Below are 21,590 nucleotides of genomic sequence, written 5' to 3' on the forward strand. Positions count from 1 at the left end.
CGCGCACGGCCTTTCCCAGGAGTTCCATGAAGCGATCCTTCGTCGCCAATACCGGCATCTACGTGATCGGCAACACGCTGCAGCGTGCGGTCGCCTACGTCGTCCTGCCGATTTACGCGTGGCTGATGCCGCAGGACCAGTATGGGCGCTATGCGGTGTTCGTATCGGCCATGGCGGTGGTCAATCTCGTGCTCGACATGGGGCTCAGCAAGGCCGCCTCGCGCCACTACATCGACTACGAGGAAAGCCCGGGGCGGCTGCGCTATTTCCTGGAGCAACTGGTCTTCCAGCGCCTGGTGCTGACGCTTGGCGTCGGCGTGGCGATCCTGCTGGCGACCATTCCTTTGTGGCCCGTCCTGACCGCGGGCGCGCTCGACTGGTGGCCCTATGTGCTGCTGCTGCTGTTGATCGCGGCGTCCGATTCCTTCCTGCTGATCGTGGTGCTGCTGCACCGCATGCGCAACGACGCGGTTGGCTTTACCCTTCTCAAGCTGGGGCAGGCCGGTGGGCAATGCCTGTTCGGTATCGCCATCGTGGCGCTGTTCCATGGCGGCGCGATCGGTGCCGCCTGCGGCGTGGCGCTGGGCAGCCTGCTCTCCTTCATGGCGGCAGCCGCGGTCTATCGGTTTCGCCTGCTGCCCCGCGAGCCGGCCGAGCGTGCCGTGGCGCCGGGCGTGCTATGGCGCGAGAACTTGGGATATGGCGCACCGCTGTTGTTCTACGACCTCGCCTTCTGGTTGCGCACACAGGCGGATCCGTTCATCCTCGTACGCTTCGTCAGTCTGGCGACGGTGGGGACGTATCAGCTGGGCTATGTCAGCGGAATTCTGATGGGGCTGATCGTAGTTTCGATCGACCTCGCTTACGCGCCGATGTACTATCGCTGGAAGCGATCCAACCCGATGGCGGACCCGATGCACTACAACGCCACGGCGGTGCAGGCGCTGGGTCTGGGCGCAGTGGCGGTTTGGGCAGTGATGGCTGCGCGGCCGGCGCTGCTGCTGGTGCTGGGCCCCACGCGCGCGCCGGCGGGGGACGTTGCGCCGTTCCTGATCCTGGCGCACTACATTTATGGGCACTACCTGTCCGACACGCGCAAGCTGTTTTTTCTCAAGCGCGTGCGGCCCATTACGCTCTATTCGATCATGGTGAGCGCTGCGTGCATCGCTACGACCTTCGCGCTGGTGCCAGTCTACGGCTACATGGCGGCCGCGTGGATGAATGCGGTGACGTTTACGTTGCTCTGGCTCGGCGGAACCGCAATCGCACGTTACATGGCGCCGCCGCTGACCATACCGCTGATGATGCAGTTGACGGTGAGCGCCATCGTGCTGGCGCTAGTCCTTCTCGAACCCACCGTGCCCGCGCTAGGCTGGGAGGGCCTAGGCATTCGCGTGCTTGCAGCCGCCGGGATTTCCGCGGTTCTGGCTGCCTTTGCAGTGCGGTATGCGCGCCAGCTTGTTACAATAACGAAGCCGGCGACGGCGTGATCGCCGCCCGCTACGGAAGAGGTGTTCTCGCAGGTATGACGATGGGACCGACATGAGGCGTGGGCATGATTGATACGATCCTGTGCGTGAACAACGAAATTTCCTCGGTGATGGCGCAGGGCGCCCTCAAGGAAAAAGGCATCGGCCTCGACCGGGTGGCAGTGATTGTCATGCGCAAGCTTGACGCACCCTGGCTCGACCAATGCACAATGCGCGTCGACTATGGGGTCAAGCCTTCGTTCCGAATATCCGGACAACTGCGCCTGATCGGTTACTTCCGCCGCGCCTCGCGGATGATCCGGCAGCTTCTGGCAACCGGGAACATTCGTCACGTCCTCCTGGTCAATAACGACAATGTTCTGAACAACCACTTTTTCTCAGTGGCAAGCGCGCATCCGGAGATGGAAATTTCGGTCCTTGCCGAAGGGATCATGAACTTCCAGGACATCCAGATGAAGAACCGGGACTGGTGGCGCACAGCTGTTAAGCCGGTTTTTGCGCGTATCTTGGGATTGTCCTGGCGCGAACCGACGCGCCACGTGTCCGGTTCACTCGAGCCTGAGACTCGTCATGTTTATACGTTCGCTGCGCACGGCGTTGTTGCTCCGCCGGAGAAAATCCGGCTGATCAAATTCCCAGAGGCGGACCGCGAAGTAGTTCCCGATCCCGGGGCGGCGGTCATTGCGATGACAGGGCTACATCTATGGATGACAGAGGCGAACTACGCCGAGTTTGCGCAGCGGTTCATCTCCTGGAAGAAGACACTACCATTCACCAAATACTACGTGAAGCGACACCCGCGTGCAACCGACGGTCCGCTCTTCCACGAACTAGCTGATTGCGAAGTAATCGGCGAGGGACAGTCGATCGAGGATATGGCGGGGAGCATGCCGGGTTCAACAGTCATTGGATTTTGCTGCACCGGCCTTGTGACTCTGTCACTCATGCGGCCTGACATTCGTTGTCTAGATTTTGGTTCTGATTTCTACTGCGATGCCGCCTATTTCGGAGATCGCTCTGTGGAGCGCTTGCTCGAGGGAAGTGGTGTCGAGTTGATTTCATCTGCCCCTTTCGCGAATTGACGTTGTGGTGTCAATCGGCGTCCAAAAGGGACCCAGGCTATGGGTTTACCTTCGCGATAACCGACGATGGAGCCACTTGGACAAGCCGGCAGCGTTGTTTCGCTACAGTCCCGATCGGAAGGGTGAGCGACCGCGCGAGCATCTCAAGACCTTTGCGGGTTTCCTGCAGGCCGATGCCTATGCCGGTTTCGAGCGCCTCTACGCGAGTGACCGTAAACCGGCGCCGATCACGCCTGTTGCCTGTTGGGCCCATGCAAGGCGCAAGCTGAACGATATCTACAAGGCAGATCCAAACTCGGCGGCACTCGAAGGGCTGCAGATGATCGGAGAGCTTTACGACGTCGAACGGCAGATCGTGCGCGAGCCTGCGGATTTCCGCCGCAAGGCTCGTAAGCTCTCGAAGCTCAAGGCGCTGGATTTTTTCGCTTGGGCTGATGATGTGCTGTCCAGGGCATCGGCCCGGTCACCGTTGGCGGAAGCGTTGCGCTATGCCGTGAAGCTGAAGCCGCAACTGCTCGCCTACACCGACGACGGCAGGCTGGAGATCGACAACAATCCGGCGGAGAATGCCCTTAGGGGCATAGCCGTAGGGCGCAAGAACTGGATGTTTGCCGGCGCCGACTGCGGCGGCGAACGCGCCGCTGCCATGTATTCACTGCTGGAAACGGCCAAGCTCAATGGCATCAACCCGCAGGAGTGGCTGGCCGATGTGCTCGACCGCATCGGCAAGGGGCATCCGATCAACCGGATCGACGAGCTGCTGCCTTGGAACTGGGCCACCCCGCAGGCGTGAACGCGCATTTTGGGTAGTAAGCTACCGTTAGGGCTCGATAGCGAACAAAGCGACACCCACGAAGACGGAGAGCAGAGACCATGGGACAAGGCAGAAGCCTGTGATGACCCGCCTTCGAGCATCTCGATTAAATGCGTACGAGACAGCGAACGGGACGGCAATCGCCCACAGCAGGTTCCATCGCGACCAGAAGCTAGCCTCATTCACCAGTAGCAGCGCGGCACCAACCAGCATGGTCATTGCCGCCAATTGAGCGAGAAGGCGACCGAGGAACAGAGCGTCGGTTCTGATGATCGATGTGACTTCCATCCAACCATGCTAACTGCAAGGCGAAGCGTCTGCAAAGGGGCGTTTTCTGCCGCCAACGGTCCCGGGCGGACGCTCTGATGTCCGTTGTCAACTTAGTAGGCGCGAGGATTGGGCCACGGGTTGTGGCGGCTGAATGTGGCCGCGTACAGGTGGAGGTGGGATCGTTAGACCGTCGGTGATCAAGCTCTGATGCGCGGATTGGATACCGCAGTTCCGAGTATGCGTCCGGGGCTGATCCGTTCTTACTGCGGGCGTCGGCGATGCCGGCCACAAAACGTCCGTCGGATGTTCCCCTGCCGATGATCCCACCCCCGCCTGTACGCGGGGTTGGTGGCAGATGTCAGGCTGGTTGGGCTTCGCGGGCTGCAGCCCACATGAAGCCAACCAGTTCCCTTGCGCCACAGCTACGGCATTCCGGGCTTTTGCGACATCGATACCGACGAAGACTTCTGTACAATGTTCCACGGCTCGTCCTCCTGTGATGAGGATCGACTCGGCCCGTCCGAGAAACCCTCGGATGCGCAGTGTAGGGCCAGCCACCCAAGGCGCGCAGATGGACATACGGTCTTACGAACGTCTCACGCAATGTGGGCCGAAAACCGCCCTCTATTGCAGTTCCGGCCGATCATTATTGCGAGCCGCAATAGCTACAGGTGATGGCGGCCGTTATCAGGCCGGCCAGGCGTGGGGCATCAACGCCCAGGGCACGCCAAGCCCCAGCGATACGCGTATCGTCACCCAGGCTATCAGCAACGCCAGGAAACCCAGGGTGAAGAGGGCGTCCTGAAGCGCGAAGGTGTTCGGCAGGCCGCGTTGGGCCACCCTGAGGATTCCATAGCGCGCAAGCTCGCTGGCTGGCAGCGCAAGCACCGCGCCCGGCAGACCGAGCAGCGAGAAGCCTGCGACGAGCCCGCCCATCATGACCGCCAGGCGGATTGCATTGGCGACACCGACGCTTCGCGGCATCCCATGGCCGAGCATCTTGGCCTCGCCGAACCAGGCGAGCACGGCGAACCAACTGCTCGCGAGCAGCAGGAAAAGCATCCATCCCGCCTGCTCGTAGCGGACATCGTAGAGCAGGCGCACCGTCCAGTCGGACCAGGCCATCACCGTGGCAATGCCGACCGCAAAAAGCAGCAGGACATAGCGGCGCGTCCGGGCGAGTCCGGTCCGCGCGGCGGCATCCGCACGGGTTTGATCCTTTGCGACCGTGGGGAACACGATCTGCATCGCCAGTCGTGTCGCGAGCATGGACGGAACGTCGGACAGCGCCCGGGCAAGCCCATAGATACCGAGCACGGCCAGGCTCGCGACATGCCCGAGGAACAGCCGGTCGGCATAGACCGCGCCGAACAACATCAGCGACGACAGCATGACCCATTTGCTGAACTCGAAGATCGCCTGCCCGAAGGTTCTGTCCAGAAGCAGGCGATGGCGTTGATGCGGTAATAGATAGCTGGCTGCAGAACGCACTGCGAGCGTGGCGAGGATACCCATAATGGGCGCCCAAACGCTGTGCAGCCACAACGCCAGGGTGACGTTGATAATCAGCCCGGCGGCCTCGCTCGCAAGCTCGAACAGGTTCTTGGTCTTGACTTCCAAATGCCGCGACAGGCTGAAAATCGACGTCGAGGCCAGCGAATTCAGGAACGGCGCGGCGCTCATCGCGACCAGTACGGCAGTATCGACGCGGTAGAAGCGCGAGACGGCGTAGGCAGCGAAGATGGTGACTGCTGCAATCGCGATACCGCGCAGGATCTGCAGCGTCCACACGGTGTTGAGGAAGCGCTCGTCGTCCCCATGGGGGCTGTGGACGACATTCTGCTCCATGCCCATGTCGGTAAGCAACTCCGCCCCGGTGCGGATCGCTTGCGCAATCACTACCACCCCTAGGATTTCGGGTGCCAGCAGCCGTGTCAGGATGATGTTGGTGAGAAAACGGATCGCCGCTGAAGCGGCGTAAACCACGATCGTCCACACGCTTTTCCCACCGATCGAGACGCGCGCTTCATGCACTACAGGACCGGCCTGGCATCGATTTTAAACGAGATCTGGAAACCCAGCATTACCCTGTCCCGGCTGTGGTCGTGTCGCATATGGAAAATGGATCGAAGCAAATGAAACCGACGGGCTTATTTCATGACAACCTGCCACCGGTCGACCTTCAGGCGGCCTGTTCCCTGCACAGGTTCCACTCCAAAAGCCAAGCCGAGGAACATCTCGTCTCCCTTGACCACGCCCTTGACCTGCAGCCACCGCAGCGCATGCAGCATGTCGATCCTGCCCGACTGGATATCGCCATATCCTTCGGGCGCGAACATGCAGAAGGTGCCGCTCATTCGCACCGTCCAGCGCCGGTCTTGCGTGTCGACATATTGGCCGACTGAAGTGGGGGCACTTTCGAAGAAACGCCGGGTGTGATCGGGGGTATGAAGGAAAAAGCCGATCTCGATTTTGTGGGCGGTCACAGGTTTGGTGGGGGGATCAAGGTAGAATTCGGTCAGGACGTTGGCGTCACCGAAGCGATGGGAAAGCGACCATGCAAAAGTCTGGTTCAGCGCTTTCAGGTTTTTTACCTGAACCGGCGCCACTGGCTTTTCCGGGGCGCCGCCATCGTAGTTGCCATAACTCAAGGCATTGTAACCCCATACGCCGACGCCGTTGCGCGGAGGAAAAGGCGGCCACCGCCATGAGATGAGCGTGTTCGACGGAAATCGCTTGTGATCGACCACGGCCGCATCGGCATAGCGGCTCCACCACCGCGTCAGCCAATAGTCCTCACCACCCCATGGCTGGAGGTAGAGGTAATAATGTCCTTTGGTGAACGGTGTCTTTGCAGGCACCCGCGTTAGCCCAGCGCCTGCCGATGGGGTGGTTCCCCACATCAATGCTGTGACAAGGAGCACCGCGGCTGCTGTGATGACCGCCGTAATCCGCAATGCTCGCAATATGTCCTCCATGCTGGCGCCGCTTCATTAGCAACCAATTTTCCGTCGCGATACTGCCTTCAGACACTGGCCGGGCGGTTCGACACCGCTTGCCATCCCTTGTTCATCGACAGGCGCGCAGCTAACAGCAGATGTTTGTGTCTGCTGCCTGCAGCGAGATGGAGCTATGAAAGCTAGGCCGTGAAAGCCTTTCGCACCTTTTTGAACCGCCGCACCGTGCCGGCGACGGCACCAGGCGAGCGGGTCTACGCCGTCGGGGACATCCATGGCCGCACCGATCTGCTCCAGCGGATGCTGGTCGCGATCGGGAAGCACTCGGCCGAGCTCGGCCCGCCCGAGCGACTGCACATCGTCATCATCGGCGACGTGATCGACCGCGGACGGGACTCGCGCGGGTCGCTGGAAGCGCTCGACGAGGCGCGCAACCGAATGCCCGAGCTCGTGATCCTGCTCGGCAACCATGAGGAGATGCTGCTGCGCACGCTCGCGGGCGACGAAGGAACATTGCGTGGGTGGATGCGCGTCGGCGGCGTGGAAACGGTGCAGAGCTTCGGATTGGAACCGTTTGTCGAAGGCGAGGATGCCGTCCCCTGGGTGGCTGCTCTGCGGCGCGCGGTGCCCAAAGCCTGGGTCGACTGGATCGCGACCTGGCCGCTGACCGCGCGCTCGGGCGACTATCTGTTCGCCCACGCTGGGGTGCGGCCCGGCGTGGCGCTGAAGCGCCAGGCGCGTCAGCATTTTCTTTGGGGGCACGAGGCGTTCCTGGAGGATACGCGCGATCATGGCGCCGTGATCGTCCATGGCCACACGATCTTCCCCGAGGTCGATATTCGCGCCAACCGCATCGGCATCGACACCGGCGCCTATAGCTCAAACACGCTGAGCGCGATTTGCCTCGACGGCACCAGCCAGACAGTGCTGGCGGTGAGCGGCGATCCGCCCGCGTAAGCGTGCGTCCAATACCTCACGCCTAGTGTGTTACTTGCGAGGGCTGGCGATGAAGATGGTCTCGCCGCGCTCGAGCCCGTAGCGGCTGACCTCGGGTTCTTCGGCGACATAGCGCGTATAGTCGAACCCGGCGCCCACCAACCGGTCATGGAAGTCGCGGCCGTAGAGCCGCAAGTGATCGTTTTTGTTGAAGTGCAGATCGCGCGCTTCCTCCGTCTCGATCGACGGATCCTCGTAGGTGCGTTCCCACGCCTCTACGAGCGGCACGGTCAGGATCGTGCGACCGCCCGGCCGCAGCACGCGGGCGATCTCGCTCAGCGCCTTGCGATCGTCGGGCACATGTTCGAGCACGTTGTGATGGATGACCGTGTCGAACGCGTTGTCCGCAAATGGAATCGCCTGCATGTCGACCTGTGTCTCACCCTTGCGCGGCACGTAGGCGGCGCGAACGTACTGCCCGCCGGTCGCCTCGATCCGCTGCCGGTAACGCTGGGCGAAGCAGGGTTCCGGCGCGAAGTGGAGAACCCGGGCGCCTTCGATCCAATCAGGGTGACGGTTCACCAGCAGCTCCTGCTGGCGGTGCCGGCCGACCGACCGGCATTGCGGGCATTCGCCATCGAACACCATCGGCTGCCGGCCTTTGGCCCAGAACCGGCCGTGATAGCCGCAGATAGAGCAGTCACGCGGATGCCGCCCCCGCACGTCGCGGAACGCCTGCGCGCCGAGTTCGAGCAGCACGAGCTGGTCGATCAGCTTGCGCGGCAGCAGTGCCTTCAGCCTGCTTCGCACCATTGTCCCGATCATCTTGTTTCTGCCCCTTCTGCCACGTGCTCACCCATGGCTTTATTTCTCTGCCTGGGCCATCGCAACATGCCACTCGCCTGTTGCTGAAAACAGGGAGCGGCCGCTATACCCGCGACGATGAAGACCATCGGCCTGTTCCTGCTGGCGGCGAGTGCCGGACAGACATCGGCCGAGGCGCCTGGCGATATCATCGTGCACGCCAAGCATGGACGCTGCGAGATTGTCTATGCCGGCTCGACATTGGACGGGCGCGGGTTGCGGAAGCTGGCGGATGGTTGGCCGGAAGGCCGTCCGCTGCGGGTCGTGGAGCCGATCGGCGCCGATCGCAAATGCCTGGTTCGCATAACTCTCGATCTCGCAAAGCAGGGCTTCAACAATCTTGAGTTCGTCGATCCGCCCCTTCCCGATGACACCCGTCCAAAGGTCCGGAAATGAGGCGTTTGCGTGTGTTTCTCGCTGCGCTGTCCGTGCTCGCGGGAGTGAGTTTGTGGGGGTATTCGAACGCCCGGCAAGATCCGGTGGTCCGCCGCTCGCGGATTGCCATGCCGGAATGGCCGCGTGGCGCGCCGCCGGTGCACGTGCTGTTGATGAGTGACATTCATCTCGGCAACTGGAGCATGGGCACGGGACGCCTTGAACGAATTGTAGGCGAAGTGAATGCGCTTCAGCCTGATCTGGTGGTGATTGCCGGCGATTTTCTGGACGGCTTCGATAACACGTCGGCGCGGGCGGCCCGGTTGGTTCAGCCGCTCTCGCACCTGAATGCCCCTCTTGGCATCGTGGCGGTGCTTGGAAACCATGATCGCAAGATCGATCCGGCGGTGGTGATACAGGCCCTGGAACGCGCGGGCGTGACGGTGCTGGTGAACCAGAGCGTCCGGCGCGGGCCGCTGGCGATTGGAGGAGCCGGCGATGGTTTCCGGGTGCGGTCGCTTTCCCTTCTGGCAGAACAGTTGCACGGCCTGGGCGGCGTCCCTGTTTTTGTCGCGCACGAGGCTGACAGCGCGCCAAGACGACCCCTCGACATGCCGCTGATGCTGGTCGGCCACACCCATTGCGGACAGATCGTGTTGCCGCTGATCGGGCCGCTCACGCCCGAGATCGTCAAAGACCAGCGCTATCTGTGCGGCCTGGTTCACGATGCCGCGGGTGAAACGGTCGTCACCGGCGGATTGGGCACGAGCAATGCTCCCTTTCGCTTCGGTGCGCCGCCTGACATGTGGCTTCTCACGCTTGGCCCGTTTTCGCCAAGCGGTCCCGGCGATTCTGCGCTGAACACACGGAAAAGGCGCAATGCCGAAGGAAAGGGAAGCGAGCATTGACGGACGGATTTCGGTGATGGCGGCAGGCGAGATCGAAACCCGACCGAGCCTGGATCGTGCGCCATCGTCTAAGGCCATAGCCGTCGACCGGACCACCGAAAAGCACCTGTTCGCGACGCTGGACGGGCTTCGCGGGATCGCCGCTCTGGCAGTGGTGACTTTCCATTACCGACACATGCTGGGGCCGCTAGTGTTTCCCAGCGCCTATCTGGCGGTCGACCTGTTCTTCATGATCAGCGGTATCGTCATCGCCCATGCCTATGAGCACCGACTGGCAAGCGGCATGACCGCCGTCGGCTTCATGGGAAAGCGGATCGTCCGGCTGCTGCCGCTCTATCTCGCGGGGCTGGGCGTGGGAGCTGCGGTGGCGATATTGGGATTGCTGCTCGGAGTGTCGGCCTGGAATTGGGCGGAGCTGCTGCCGGTTGTGCTGTGGGGTGCGCTGATGCTGCCCAACATCTTCCCCGCTCCGCGCGCCGATCTCTATCCGCTCAACATACCGTGCTGGTCGCTGTTCTGGGAAATGGTCGTCAACCTTGCCTATGTGCTAGCACTTCGCCGTTTGCGGGGCCGAGCGCTGATTGTGGTGTTCGTGATGGCCCAGATCACACTTGCCTTCGCGGCGCAGCGCGCTGGGGGGCTGGATTTCGGCTACCGCTGGCAGCATCCAGAGATCGGTCTGCTGCGTGTGATCGCTGGCTTTTCGGGGGGAGTCTTGCTCGCACGGTTCTTCAAGGCAGGCAGATTGTGGCGGTTGCGCCTGCCGCCGCCGATGATCCTGATTGCGGCAGGCGCGCTGCTCGCGCTGCCCGCCTCGCTCGGGTGGGCCAAGGATGTGGCGTGCGTCGCGCTGGCCTTCCCGCTGCTGTGCATCGCCGCGCTCGGCAGCGAGCCACGTTCGGCAGCCCCCTATCTATGGCTCGGCACGATATCCTATCCGCTCTATGTGATCCATGCGACCTTGCCCTGGGACCGGTTGGCGGAGAGGCTGTTGCACCTGGCGCCGGAGCATTTCGCCCCATGGAGCGGACTAGCGGCGACGGTCGGCGCGGTGGCTGCCGCATGGGGGCTGGCCCACCTCTATGACACGCCGGTGCGGCGTTGGGTGACAGGGCGCATCGAAGCGCGCAGGATTGGAAGCGAAACAGTGTCTGCTCGTTTTCTTCCTCCGGTTTGAAGGAAATCGCATGTGCCTACGAACTTTCCTTTTTAGTTCGAGCCGTGCTCTCACCAGAATCGGGCGTATTTTCATGCGAACTGCCTCGACGGAGTGCTCGGTCAAACATCCCGATGATGCTGTCGCGTGCCCAGCGTTCCTGCGCACGAACGCGAGCCGAGGTGGAAAAAACGGCATACCGTTCCTGATCCGCGAACAGGCTTTCGATGGCCGCTGCCATGGCAGCACCGTTCTCCGGCTCGCAGAGCAGGCCACAGCCTTCGATTTCACGTGCGATTCCCGTCCCTGCCTCCACCCCCGCGACAATCGGCCGGCCAGAAGCCAGCATGTTTGCCATCTTCGAAGGCAGGACGAGATCGGCCGCGTCCTTGCGCTGGGGAAGGAGATGAACCGTGGCAAGATTGAGCAGTTCGCCCAGTTCCTCCATCGGCTGCAGGTCGTGCAGCTGGATGTTGCTCAATCCGGCGGCGGATGCCTCCAGCGTCTTGCGCCGAGGCCCGTTGCCGCAGATGACGAACGTAAGGTCATCGCGGTGAGCAAGTGCCCGGGCCGCGTCGATGATGGATTCGATGCCCTGTTTCTGGGCGATAGACCCGGAATAGAGCGCGACATGTGGCGTCCGGATGTTCCATCGCTCCCGGAAAAGCGACGTGGGTTGCGGGCGGATGTGGTCGATTTCCGCCCAGTTCCGCAATTCGAAGGATCGTTCCGGGACAACGCCTTTCTCGAGCAGTTTACGGACCATTTCCGGGGAAATCGTGCTGGCTTTGTCAAAAGCGCGCAGGACGGCCTTCTCAAACCATCGCGCGAGCCGCGCTGCCGCGCCCTGTCCGGATAGGTGTTCGGTTGCGAAGGCGGCCTCGACTTCAAAGTCCTGAATGTGGATCTGCGAAGTCGCACCGGACAACTTGGCTGCAATCAGGCCGGCGGGGGCCGCGATCAACGAAGGCGCAACGCAGAATACCAGGTCAGGCTTAAAACTGAAAGCTGATCTAACCATCGGAAAAATGGAGCTAGCAAAAAAAGTAAAGTAATGGGCGACACGCCTAGCACCAGAAGGATTGGTCGGTACATAGATCGGACAGCGAACCACTTCGACTCCCTGTTCGCGAGTCTTTTTCCAACCTTGTCGAAACCCTTCGAAAACTTTCCATTGCGGAAAATGAGGAACCGCACATACGACTCGGACTTCATGCCCGAGACCGGCGAGTGACTGTGCGAGGCCGCCGCTATACAGCCCTATGCCAGTCGGCTCGGGAACATAGTTGAGGCTGTAGAGCAAGATGCGCATGACGTGCTGCTTAGGCCTTGCTATCGAGGAACCAGTCGTAGGTCTCCTTGATGCCATCAGCCAAGGCTATCCGCGGCTTCCAGCCCATTGCCAAAAGGCGGCCTGAATCCATGAGCTTGCGCATGGTTCCGTCAGGTTTGCTGGCGTCGAATGCGATCTCGCCTTCGAAGCCGATCACTTGAGCAATGAGTTCCGCCAGATCCCGGATCGAGACGTCTTCGCCATAGCCCACGTTGATGTGGCTGAGCATCGGCTCGGTGTTGGCCGCGTACTGTTCCGGCGGCAGATCGAGGACAAAAAGCGAAGCCTCGGCCATGTCGTCGACATGAAGGAACTCCCGCTTCGGCGTTCCCGTGCCCCAGATCACGACCTGCTTAGCCCCGTCGCGGACGGCCTCGTGGAATCGCCGGATCAACGCCGGCATCACATGCGAGTTTTCCGGGTGGAAGTTGTCCCCGGGACCGTAGAGGTTGGTCGGCATCACGCTGCGATAGTCAGTGCCATACTGGCGATTGTAGCTCTCGCATAACTTGATTCCCGCGATCTTTGCGATTGCGTAGGGCTCATTGGTTGGCTCGAGAATGCCGGTCAGCAGCGCATCCTCGCGCATGGGCTGCGCCACCGCGCGAGGATAGATGCACGAGGAGCCGAGAAACAACAGCTTCTGCACCCCCGCAGCATAGGCCTGATGCACGACATTGGCCTCGATCATCAGGTTCTCGTAGATGAATTCGGCCGGATAAGTGTTGTTCGCATGGATCCCGCCGACTTTCGCGGCGGCGAGAACGACCGCGTCGACTTTCTCCGCAGCGAAGAAGTCGCGCACCGCAGTTTGATCGGTCAGATCGAGCTGGGCGTGTGTGCGCGTCACCACTTCGGCGCCGCGCTCGATCAGCTTGCGGCTGATCGCTCCACCCACCATGCCCCGGTGGCCTGCTACATAGACGCGCATCGCGTGTCCTCCTCGCCCGGGACGATCAGGATTCAAGCGAGACCGGCATATTGTAACCGTGTTCCTTCAGCAGTGCATGCCGCTTGGCAACCTTGAGATCCTCGGCCACCATCTCCTCGCACATCGCCTGGACGCTGATCTCGGGGACCCAGCTCAGCACCTCCTTTGCCTTGGTTGGATCACCGAGCAGCGTATCGACCTCGGCCGGACGGAAATAGCGCGGATCGATGCGCACGATCACGTCGCCCACCTCTATGGCAGGGGCGTCTCCGCCGCTGATGGTCTCGACGATGCCCACTTCCTCAAGGCCCTCACCTTCGAAGCGCAGCGTGATACCAAGGTGGCGAGCCGACCATGCGATGAACTCGCGTACCGAGAACTGCACCCCAGTTGCAATGACGAAGTCTTGAGGCTGTTCCTGCTGTAGCATCATCCACTGCATGCGCACGTAATCTTTGGCATGACCCCAGTCGCGCAGGGAATCGATATTCCCCATGTAAAGGCAAGGCTCAAGACCCTGCGCGATGTTCGCAAGGCCACGCGTGATCTTTCGAGTCACGAAGGTTTCGCCGCGGCGAGGACTTTCATGATTGAACAGAATGCCATTGCAGGCATACATGCCGTAAGCTTCACGGTAGTTAACGGTAATCCAGTAGGCGTAAAGCTTGGCTACTGCATACGGAGAACGAGGATAGAAAGGAGTTGTCTCCCGCTGAGGAGTTTCCTGCACGAGGCCATAGAGTTCGGATGTTGAAGCCTGATAGAATCGCGTCTTCTTCTCAAGACCGAGAAAGCGAATCGCCTCCAGCAAGCGCAGCGTGCCGATAGCATCGACGTCGGCAGTATATTCAGGCGCCTCGAAGCTGACCGCAACGTGGCTCTGTGCACCAAGGTTATAAACCTCGTCGGGCTGGATTTCTTGAATGATGCGCGTCAGATTCGAGGTGTCTGACAAATCGCCGTAATGCAGTTTCAGATCCGGCGAAGGAGCGTGGGGATCCTGGTAAATGTGGTCGATGCGTTGGGTGTTGAACAACGAAGCCCGGCGCTTTATGCCATGAACTTCATAACCCTTCTCCAACAGGAATTCGGCAAGATAAGAGCCATCCTGCCCTGTTACGCCCGTAATAAGGGCAACCTTCTTACCGATCAATGCTTTCTTCCTCCGAAAGAAAATGTGTCCGCTCGTGGTGTCAAGTCTTATCTGAATAAATCTTGCGCGAAGACCGTTTACTTCTGCATTCGATCGTCACAGCCAATCGATTTACAAGATTGATGTCGCATTTTCATTCAACGGCCCCACCCTTGCTCCGATTTCATTATACCGCGCCAGGAGGATGACGCTGATAGCCCGACACGGCCGAGGCCGGAAATGGCGATCTTCATATGCAGTCACTCACCCAGCCACAGGCAGCGCATGGAGGAAATCTGTGACATCCGCAATCCGCGCGTTTTGCTGATGCCCTAGCAACCCAGCTACGGGTTCCTACTGTCTCCTTAATCTGCTTTGAAACAGACGCAGTCAACGGGTTTATGCTGCGACTGCACAGTGGTGCGGAATGGCAAAGCCGATGAAATATTGCAGATGAAGCACCCTACGCAGCCTTTATCGATAGAGACCTGACAAGATAAAGCGCAAGGCATGGCGCTGTGGCGCCCCATCCTGCCGCCAACGGTGAGCCTGCCTAGCCGCCGATAACACTAATGTGGTGATAGGCGCGATGTCAAAGTACACGTGGCTTTCGGCTCGCGAGCGCAGCCTCGGCTGCGCCCATCACGCGCGCGACGCCGCTCTCCCATGCCTGCTCGCGGCGGACCCGCTCGACGAGCTCGGCTGCGTGATGCCGCAGGTCGGAAAGATTCCGTGCAGCGAGCCAATCGGCCGCCACCGCGACGCCGCCATCCGTCCCGCTAGCGACCAGTCCGTCATACTGCTCCACCATGGTGCGAGCGCCGGTCATGTCGGCGACAATCGGTATCGTGCCCACTGCCAGCGCCTCGAGCACGATCAGCGGGAAGCTGTCGAGCTCAGACAAGTGGACGAGTACGTCCGCTTCATCAAGCGCAGCGATCAGCGCGGTCTCGTCCATCCAGTCGGCCAGTGTGAGTGATCCACCCAGTTCCGCGGTCGCGATCGCCTGACCCAGTTCCGCCATTGTCTGTGCATCGGCGCGGCCGACGATACGTGCACTGAACGGCACGCCTTGCGCGCGCAGCGCAGCGCAGAGCGCAACCATACGAAACGTGCCCTTGCCGTGGCCAAGTCGGCCCGCATGGATCAGCCTGAGTGGTCCCGGAGCCGCTGCTGCGGAACGCTGGGACAGCGCAATCTCTGGGAGAAAAGTACCAACCACTGTGCCGGGCACGTGAAGGGGAAGAGCGATCTCCTTCTCTTGCCCAGGAAACAGCAGTGCCAAGCAGTTGGCGCGTTCAAGCAGGCGGATGCAGAGTGCTCGCAGCGCCGGGATTCGCTGCAGGCGGGCATTCGCCCCGAGGTGCGGCGTCACCATCACCGGCAGGCCGAGCGCCACGGCACGCTGCAGGAATAGGAGGTCAGCGAACGTGCTCCATTGCAACCAGACAAGGTCGGGCGCATGGTCCTGGGGCCCGCCCAGTCGTCGCCACGCGTTCATTGCCGCGCCGAGCCGGCCAGGGGTGAGATAGGCGGTGTCGGTCGTCCACCAGGTGGCACGCCAGCCCTGGGCATGGCGGTTGACCGCAGTCGTCGCGCGTTCGCAGAACGCCTCCAGACCGCCACGGTGGTGCAGTGACCCGCCTAATACGAGCATATGCCGGTGCGGCGACAACTCTGCGGCCATTTTGGTCAGAGGCGAAGCGGCGCGCGTGGCCTGATCGGCTTGGCAGGGCGTGCGGGGATGGCCGTGGTCGATCCACCGACAGGTGCCGCAGTCACCGCCCAGAGGAGTGCGATCGCAACCATCAGGAATACTTGCACCAGCGCGTCGCGGTCGAACAGTGTCGATTCGGTGAAATTGTGACCGAAAGAGAAGACCACCAACGCCGCGGCCAGCGTGCGTGCCGGATGGTCGCCGCCGTAGAGCAATCGCCGCGCCGGCCAGACCAACGTCGCGTAGAGCGCCAGCAGCGTGCCGATACCGCCGATCTGCACGAGCAGATCGAGATAACCATCATGCCCTTCGCTCATGTTGGTGACCCAGCCTGTCGCATATTTAAAGATCGGCCCCGCCGGCCCGAGATCCCAGAAGGATCCGTAACCGACCCCCAGCCAGGGACGGTCTGCATATGCCTTGATGAGCGCTGCCCAAATCTGCGTGCGGCCGGTGAAGGCCGCAGGGTCGCTTACCAAGGCGAGATAGGGCACGTTGTCGATCGCCATGCTGACGAAGATCAGAACAGGCCCGACAAGTAACAGCCAGGAGAGCGCAGGCAGCGCCAGTTGTCGCTGCCCCAAGCGCTTCGCGAGCAGTCCAAAGACAACGCCCGCCACTACGCTCGCCGCACAGATGCCCATCGATGTCTTCGACTCGCTCATCACCAGGAAGATCACAGCGCCAGCGCACACAGCGATCCTGACAATCCAATGCACGCGGCCAGTGTCGAACAGGAAAAACAGGATCGCCATCGCGCAGGGAACGCCAGCGAAGTTCTTTTGGCCCATTAACCCGCGCCAGGTGCCCGTCAGGCCTTCGCCACCACCGGAATCCCGGCCAATCTCCGGGTAGAAGACGGCGAAAACGAAGTTCACCATCAGCATGATTGCAAGCATCGTCCGCAGGATCGACACTGTCCGTTCGGGACCAAGCTGGCGGACGAGTGCGAACAGCGACCAGGCGATGATTGTCGTCAGCACCAGCCGCCGGATCCCCACCGAGGGATCGATCATCCACAGGGTGGACAGCCAGCACCAGGCCAGCACCATCAGGATGGGCCAGGGAACCACCAGCAGCCGCTCAGGGTGCTGCCAGGGGCGCGTGGCGATCAGTGCGAGGACCAAGATCGCGCCGTAACCCGCCTGGCGGATCGCGTTCTGCGTGTTCTCGTTGTTGACGGTCATCCATGGGCCGAGCAGCGCAAGCGTGATCAGCGCCACGAAGGCCGACATTGCGAGATGCTGGCTCCAGCTTGGATTGGTCTCGCGCAATCGGGTGTTGACCCGCGACAGATAGGGCAGGCTAAACGAAGGGGCGCGTGAAGTTTCGCTCACGACTGATCAGAACCTCAACAGGCGGCGGCGTTCGGTGTCGATAAGCTTGGCGATGGCGCCACGCAAGCGATCGCGGTCGGGAAGCGGATCGACGGGATTGGGTGCCGGATGCCGTTCGGCGGTCAGCCGGACGAGATCATCCTCGTCATGGGCAATGTAGACGCCGGGCCGTCCTTCCAGGACACGCACGGTCGCCAATTGATGGTCGTTGCGATGCTCGTTGAGTACGGCCAGGCGCGGAAACAGGATCATCGGTTTGCAATGCTTCTGCGCCATCACGAACGTGCCGATGCCGGCATGCGAGATCAGATAGCTGCAGTCCTCGATGCGCTGCTCGAATTCGATCGGGCCGACGAAGGGCTGCCACTCCATATTGATGGGGCGGTACTGGCAATGCCCGACTTGTGCGAAAATCGGCTCAGGCAACGTCGGCGCCAGGCGGTCGACGATCTCGACAAGGCGATCGAACGGCAGCTGTGTTCCAACCGTCAGCAGGATCACAGCAACGCGCCATCATAGCGCCGCCCTGCCCCCGCCAGATGCGCCCACTGCGTAAACCATTCGTGCGCGAAAAGGCGAGCCACCCGACCGCTCAGCGAGGGCTGGTCCGAATTGGCGATGCTGTCGACCCACACCGTACGCGCGCCCATAAACCGTGCCGCGATGAGGCAGAACAGGCCCGGCAGAGCGCCCGTGGTGATCAGCATTTTAGGCTGCACGCGCAACACCAGTCGGAGCGAGGCAGCGAAACAGACTGCCGCTCGTCGCGGCTCGTCGCGGTTGGCGTCGGGCAGAACGTGGAAGCGCTTGATGCCGTCGCGCTCGGCAAGCTCCGGGTCGGTGGTCGCGAACACGGGGTCGACATCGGCAAACGCGGGGCAGAGCAGCATTAGTTCTTCCCAATGCCCGCCACCTGACGAAACCGCCAACACCGTAAAATCGCGCTTTCGTCTTCTCGGCACTCGTCCGCTCATCTTCCCCAACGCGGTGACGACTTGCCTGTCGCAGCCGATCAAAGTTCCCCGACCAACTATTTCAGAAGTCCATGCGTTTTGGCTAGTCGATGCAGGGCATTTCCGCAAGCGCGCGTATGTGCCAAGCAGCGAAGAATGAAATGTAACTCGTCCCCTCCTTTCGCAGCCGAGCATGCGGGCAGCGTCCTCGGTGGATTGCCCGCACGGTCTAGCACATGCAGTTGAGGAAGGACTTCTGGCGGTGCGCAATCGTGCCCGCGCCAGCGGATCGCATCCTAGCGCGCGGATCGCTCGGCGACTGGCCGCTGACCTGGATACCTGGATCGGGCGGCATGCGCTATCTCGCTGATCCATTCGGCCTGTGGCGTGAAGGCAGGCTATATGTCTTCGCCGAGCACTTCGATTACCGCGACGCGGTCGGATGCATCGCGGTGACAGTGTTCGACGAAAGGCTTGTTCCGGTTAAGCAGGCGATCGTTCTGCGCGAGCCGTGGCACCTGTCTTATCCGTTCGTGTTCGAAGCCGAGGGTGAGACTTGGCTCCTGCCTGAAGCGTTCGAGTCCGGCGGACTGTGGCTCTACCGCGCGGCGGCCTTTCCGTATCGGTGGGAGCGGGCCCACCGAATCGCGCTCGACCATGTTCCTCTCGACACGACGCCGGTCCACGATGGGGAGCGCTGGTGGCTGTTCTATGCGCCTGCCTGGCCCGAAACGGCGCGGCTTACCCGGCTATGTGCGGCTTACTCCGATCGACTGGAAGGACCGTGGACCGCCCATCCTGGCAATCCGATCCTGGTCGATCCACACGGCGCGCGGCCGGGCGGCACACCGGTGTGGCACGCGGGCGTGCTGCATCTGCCGCTGCAGGATTGTCGCGGCACTTACGGCGCGGCGCTCCGCCTGCTGCGTGTCGACAGGCTGACGCCCGACGAGATCGCGGCAACTGTGAGCATGACGCTGCGGGCGCCGCCTACCGCCGCGCCGTTCGTCGATGGTTGCCACACTTTGTCGGCTGCAGGGCCGGTTACGCTAATCGATGTCAAGCAGACGCGCATTTCACCGCGCGGACTGCTGATGCGGCCGTTACGCGACTTACGCCGCATCTTGGGCAAGGCCGGACAGCAGCCGCGGGGATAAGGCCGAAGGACTGCCAGGCCGCGTCAAGCCGCCTGGTAATAGTCCGAATATTGTTTTGAATAGTAATAGAGACTGCCGACCGAGTGCGCGGAAGGATCGATTTGGGTATAAATCACGCCCACAGGGTTACTGCCATCCTTGCGCAGCCAACCGAGCGCCGCGGTGACGGCTGAAACCGGCGTGCTTTTCCATTTGACTATCAGCATCGTCACGTCAGCATACGCGGCCAGGAAGCGGCCATCGGCAAGACCCATCAGCGGCGGGAGGTCGAGCACGATATAGTCGTAGCGCGCACGCAGCGCGCCGAGCAGCTGCTCAATCCGGCCTTCGCCGAACAGGTTTTCTGCCGAGAAATAGGGCGCCGTAACCAGAATCTGGTCAAGGTTCGGCACATCGCCCGGCTGAATCGCCTCATCGAGCGAGATTTCGCCATGCAGCAGCTCGACAAGGCCTGCCTTAGCCACGCCGCCGCGGATGATCCCCCTCACCGCCGCGCGGCGCACGTCGCATTCCAGCAGCAGCACGCGTGCGTTGGCAATCGCCAGCGTACGCGCGAAAGCAACCGCCGAAGTGGTCTTGCCCTCGGCCGGCAAAGAGGAGGTGACTGCAATCACCTTCATATTCGCTTCGTCGCGCGCACCCAGGACCGCTGTACGCGCGATGCGGAAGGCTTCGGCGAACATCGAGGTCGGGCGTTCCAGCATGAGTTCGGCGGGTGCCTGCCCCTTGGTCACCTTGGGCACGACCGCCAGCACCGGGATCCCGAGTTGCGCCTCCAGATCCTCTATGGAACGGAACCCGCCGCTCAGCATCTCCTGCCCGGCGACAGTGGCGGTGCCGGCCATGAGTGCAATCATCAGCGTGAGCGCGTAGAGCAGCGGCTTGTTGGGGAAGCTCGGCTTTGCGGGCACGTCAGCCTTGTTGACGATGACCGCGAGCGCGATATCGGCAGTCGCCGTCTGCATACTATCGAGCGACATCGCCGACATCTTGTCGTACAATGCCCGTTTCGCCTCCGCTTCACGCGCCAGCCCGTCGGCGGCGGAAGATGCCACCACGCTTCGTTCGCGCTGGGCTTCGAGGTGGCTCAGGGACTGGCGCAGGCTGTCGACGCGTTCCTGGGTCGCGTTCACATTGGCGCGAAGCGAGGCAATGATTCGATTCGATTCGCGGTTTAGCTGTGCATCGATGGCCGCAAGCTGCTGCTGCACCTTGATGCTCTCAGGATGGCGCGGGCCGTAATGCGCTTCGATTTCTTGTTCGCTGCTAAGAATCGCTGCCCGCTGAGTGCTGAGCTCTTGGATGAGAGGTGAGCCCAGCACTTCCGTGACGGCGTCGAGGCGGCCCCGCGCGATCTGCGCTTCCGCCGCGGAGAGGCTCGCCTTGGCGCTGGCTGCGTCCGAGAGGGCCTGCGCCAACGAACCGGAGAGCGGCGCTACCTGCTGGTCGACGATGGTCCCCCCGCCGCCGCCCTCGGCGCTGCTCTCGAGGATGCCGGCGTGGGCGCGGAATTGGGCCGCGCGCCCCTCAGCCTCGGTTGCGTCGCGGTTGAGGTTAGCCAGCTGCTGTTGATACCATGCATTCTGCTCGCGTGCGGTGTCGGCACGGTTTTTGGTTCGAGTCTCGATGTAAGCGGAGGCGAATGCGTTCGCGAGGTTCGCTGCCTTGATCGGATCGATTGATTCGACCGTCACGCCCAGCACGTAAGTGGTCTGCTCGCGCGCAATGGTGACATGCTGGAGGAGTTCGTTGGCAACTACTGTCTCGCGCGCTTCGGTGGTATGGAGCGGCGTGTTGGTGGTGGCGGCGAGCACCTTGGTGAACTCAGGGTCGTCCATCAGTCTTTGCGACTTCACAATTGCGCGCGCGACATCGAGCGAGCCGGCGGCTTTTACCTCGGTTTCGATTGCCTCGTCCGAAAGCTCGGCGCGCGCCTGCTGCCCGTTGCTGCTTGCGAGAGGGTTGCGATTGGGATCAAGCCGCACCTTGGCTGTAGCACTGTAATGCGGCGTCATCAGCGAGATAAGCACCACGCCGAGCAGGAAGACACCAACAGTGACCGCGAGTAGCACCAGCCAGCGCCGCCGGATGGTGTCACTGACGACGTTGACGACGTCGGCAAGCCGGGCCTCATACTCGTCGGCTTCGTGTCTAACTTCCATGTTCTCGACTTTCCCT

General features: G+C 61.8%; 19 protein-coding genes. 8 read left to right on the forward strand and 11 right to left on the reverse strand.

The window, feature by feature from the left end:
• The first annotated feature begins 26 nt into the window (after positions 1-26).
• The 3 genes from BM052_RS12395 (at position 27) to BM052_RS12405 (ending at position 3,365) form a co-directional block, all read left to right on the forward strand.
• Positions 27-1,490, forward strand: coding sequence for a lipopolysaccharide biosynthesis protein (locus BM052_RS12395; protein WP_177198455.1), 1,464 nt, complete (start codon positions 27-29; stop codon positions 1,488-1,490).
• Positions 1,491-1,555: 65 nt separating this feature from the next.
• Complete coding sequence (locus tag BM052_RS12400; protein ID WP_091147310.1) at positions 1,556-2,572, forward strand: hypothetical protein; 1,017 nt, start codon at positions 1,556-1,558, stop codon at positions 2,570-2,572.
• A 7-nt stretch (positions 2,573-2,579) separates the two neighbouring features.
• Positions 2,580-3,365: an IS66 family transposase gene (locus BM052_RS12405; protein WP_255406115.1), complete on the forward strand. Its 786-nt coding sequence runs from the start codon at positions 2,580-2,582 to the stop codon at positions 3,363-3,365.
• A 978-nt stretch (positions 3,366-4,343) separates the two neighbouring features.
• Here the strand turns inward: BM052_RS12405 and BM052_RS12415 are convergent.
• A complete protein-coding gene (locus tag BM052_RS12415; RefSeq protein ID WP_091147316.1) occupies positions 4,344-5,690 on the reverse strand; it encodes an oligosaccharide flippase family protein in 1,347 nt (448 codons plus the stop codon).
• Between the two features lie 116 nt (positions 5,691-5,806).
• Positions 5,807-6,634 (reverse strand): hypothetical protein, encoded by an 828-nt coding sequence (locus tag BM052_RS12420; protein ID WP_143084830.1) that lies wholly within the window; start codon positions 6,632-6,634, stop codon positions 5,807-5,809.
• Between the two features lie 168 nt (positions 6,635-6,802).
• Here BM052_RS12420 and BM052_RS12425 point away from each other — a divergent pair, with 168 nt between their 5' ends.
• Positions 6,803-7,570, forward strand: a complete 768-nt coding sequence (locus tag BM052_RS12425; RefSeq protein ID WP_255406116.1) for a metallophosphoesterase — start codon at positions 6,803-6,805, stop codon at positions 7,568-7,570.
• Positions 7,571-7,600: 30 nt separating this feature from the next.
• Here the strand turns inward: BM052_RS12425 and BM052_RS12430 are convergent, their stop codons facing one another.
• A complete protein-coding gene (locus BM052_RS12430) occupies positions 7,601-8,374 on the reverse strand; it encodes a methyltransferase domain-containing protein (protein ID WP_091147321.1) in 774 nt (257 codons plus the stop codon).
• Between the two features lie 117 nt (positions 8,375-8,491).
• Between BM052_RS12430 and BM052_RS12435 the strand changes: the two genes are divergently transcribed.
• The 3 genes from BM052_RS12435 to BM052_RS12445 are packed head-to-tail and all read left to right on the forward strand — an operon-like array spanning position 8,492 to position 10,873.
• Positions 8,492-8,809, forward strand: coding sequence for a hypothetical protein (locus BM052_RS12435; RefSeq protein ID WP_091147323.1), 318 nt, complete (start codon positions 8,492-8,494; stop codon positions 8,807-8,809).
• Positions 8,806-9,696 carry a metallophosphoesterase gene (locus BM052_RS12440; protein ID WP_091147325.1) on the forward strand — a complete coding sequence of 297 codons (891 nt, stop codon included), beginning with the start codon at positions 8,806-8,808 and terminating at the stop codon, positions 9,694-9,696. Before BM052_RS12435 ends, BM052_RS12440 begins: the two co-directional genes overlap by 4 nt.
• Positions 9,668-10,873, forward strand: coding sequence for an acyltransferase family protein (locus BM052_RS12445; protein WP_091147328.1), 1,206 nt, complete (start codon positions 9,668-9,670; stop codon positions 10,871-10,873). Before BM052_RS12440 ends, BM052_RS12445 begins: the two co-directional genes overlap by 29 nt.
• Positions 10,874-10,889: 16 nt before the next feature.
• On the opposite strand, the gene BM052_RS12450 is transcribed toward BM052_RS12445, so the two are convergent.
• The 7 genes from BM052_RS12450 to BM052_RS12480 form a co-directional block, all read right to left on the reverse strand.
• Positions 10,890-12,164 (reverse strand): WcaI family glycosyltransferase, encoded by a 1,275-nt coding sequence (locus tag BM052_RS12450; protein WP_091147330.1) that lies wholly within the window; start codon positions 12,162-12,164, stop codon positions 10,890-10,892.
• A gap of 10 nt (positions 12,165-12,174) precedes the next feature.
• On the reverse strand, positions 12,175-13,116 hold the full coding sequence (locus tag BM052_RS12455; protein WP_091147332.1) for a GDP-L-fucose synthase: 942 nt from the start codon (positions 13,114-13,116) through the stop codon (positions 12,175-12,177).
• A 25-nt stretch (positions 13,117-13,141) separates the two neighbouring features.
• Complete coding sequence (gene gmd, locus BM052_RS12460) at positions 13,142-14,269, reverse strand: GDP-mannose 4,6-dehydratase (RefSeq protein ID WP_091147334.1); 1,128 nt, start codon at positions 14,267-14,269, stop codon at positions 13,142-13,144.
• A 571-nt stretch (positions 14,270-14,840) separates the two neighbouring features.
• Positions 14,841-15,935, reverse strand: a complete 1,095-nt coding sequence (locus BM052_RS12465) for a glycosyltransferase (RefSeq protein ID WP_091147337.1) — start codon at positions 15,933-15,935, stop codon at positions 14,841-14,843.
• A 5-nt stretch (positions 15,936-15,940) separates the two neighbouring features.
• On the reverse strand, positions 15,941-17,302 hold the full coding sequence (locus BM052_RS12470) for an O-antigen ligase family protein (protein WP_143084831.1): 1,362 nt from the start codon (positions 17,300-17,302) through the stop codon (positions 15,941-15,943).
• A 6-nt stretch (positions 17,303-17,308) separates the two neighbouring features.
• Positions 17,309-17,803 carry a glycosyltransferase gene (locus tag BM052_RS12475; RefSeq protein WP_091147341.1) on the reverse strand — a complete coding sequence of 165 codons (495 nt, stop codon included), beginning with the start codon at positions 17,801-17,803 and terminating at the stop codon, positions 17,309-17,311.
• On the reverse strand, positions 17,800-18,192 hold the full coding sequence (locus BM052_RS12480; protein ID WP_255406117.1) for a UDP-N-acetylglucosamine transferase subunit ALG14: 393 nt from the start codon (positions 18,190-18,192) through the stop codon (positions 17,800-17,802). Before BM052_RS12480 ends, BM052_RS12475 begins: the two co-directional genes overlap by 4 nt.
• A gap of 335 nt (positions 18,193-18,527) precedes the next feature.
• On the opposite strand from BM052_RS12480, the gene BM052_RS12485 reads away from it, so the two are divergent.
• Positions 18,528-19,412 carry a glucosamine inositolphosphorylceramide transferase family protein gene (locus BM052_RS12485; RefSeq protein ID WP_255406118.1) on the forward strand — a complete coding sequence of 295 codons (885 nt, stop codon included), beginning with the start codon at positions 18,528-18,530 and terminating at the stop codon, positions 19,410-19,412.
• Between the two features lie 23 nt (positions 19,413-19,435).
• Here the strand turns inward: BM052_RS12485 and BM052_RS12490 are convergent, their stop codons facing one another.
• A complete protein-coding gene (locus BM052_RS12490) occupies positions 19,436-21,574 on the reverse strand; it encodes a GumC family protein (RefSeq protein ID WP_091147346.1) in 2,139 nt (712 codons plus the stop codon).
• Positions 21,575-21,590 lie beyond the last annotated feature (16 nt).

This window comes from Novosphingobium sp. CF614 (genome assembly GCF_900113255.1).
Taxonomy (GTDB): Bacteria; Pseudomonadota; Alphaproteobacteria; order Sphingomonadales; family Sphingomonadaceae; genus Novosphingobium.

Excerpts from the sequence above, each read along its gene's own strand:
- BM052_RS12445 (WP_091147328.1), top strand. The coding sequence starts at position 9,668 with ATGCCGAAGGAAAGGGAAGCGAGCATTGACGGACGGATTTCGGTGATG.
- BM052_RS12395 (WP_177198455.1), top strand. The coding sequence starts at position 27 with ATGAAGCGATCCTTCGTCGCCAATACCGGCATCTACGTGATCGGCAAC.
- BM052_RS12450 (WP_091147330.1), bottom strand. The coding sequence starts at position 12,164 with ATGCGCATCTTGCTCTACAGCCTCAACTATGTTCCCGAGCCGACTGGC.
- BM052_RS12480 (WP_255406117.1), bottom strand. The coding sequence starts at position 18,192 with ATGCTGCTCTGCCCCGCGTTTGCCGATGTCGACCCCGTGTTCGCGACC.
- BM052_RS12490 (WP_091147346.1), bottom strand. The coding sequence starts at position 21,574 with ATGGAAGTTAGACACGAAGCCGACGAGTATGAGGCCCGGCTTGCCGAC.
- BM052_RS12420 (WP_143084830.1), bottom strand. The coding sequence starts at position 6,634 with ATGGAGGACATATTGCGAGCATTGCGGATTACGGCGGTCATCACAGCA.
- BM052_RS12455 (WP_091147332.1), bottom strand. The coding sequence starts at position 13,116 with ATGCGCGTCTATGTAGCAGGCCACCGGGGCATGGTGGGTGGAGCGATC.
- BM052_RS12465 (WP_091147337.1), bottom strand. The coding sequence starts at position 15,935 with ATGGCCGCAGAGTTGTCGCCGCACCGGCATATGCTCGTATTAGGCGGG.
- BM052_RS12435 (WP_091147323.1), top strand. The coding sequence starts at position 8,492 with ATGAAGACCATCGGCCTGTTCCTGCTGGCGGCGAGTGCCGGACAGACA.
- BM052_RS12430 (WP_091147321.1), bottom strand. The coding sequence starts at position 8,374 with ATGATCGGGACAATGGTGCGAAGCAGGCTGAAGGCACTGCTGCCGCGC.
- BM052_RS12400 (WP_091147310.1), top strand. The coding sequence starts at position 1,556 with ATGATTGATACGATCCTGTGCGTGAACAACGAAATTTCCTCGGTGATG.
- BM052_RS12440 (WP_091147325.1), top strand. The coding sequence starts at position 8,806 with ATGAGGCGTTTGCGTGTGTTTCTCGCTGCGCTGTCCGTGCTCGCGGGA.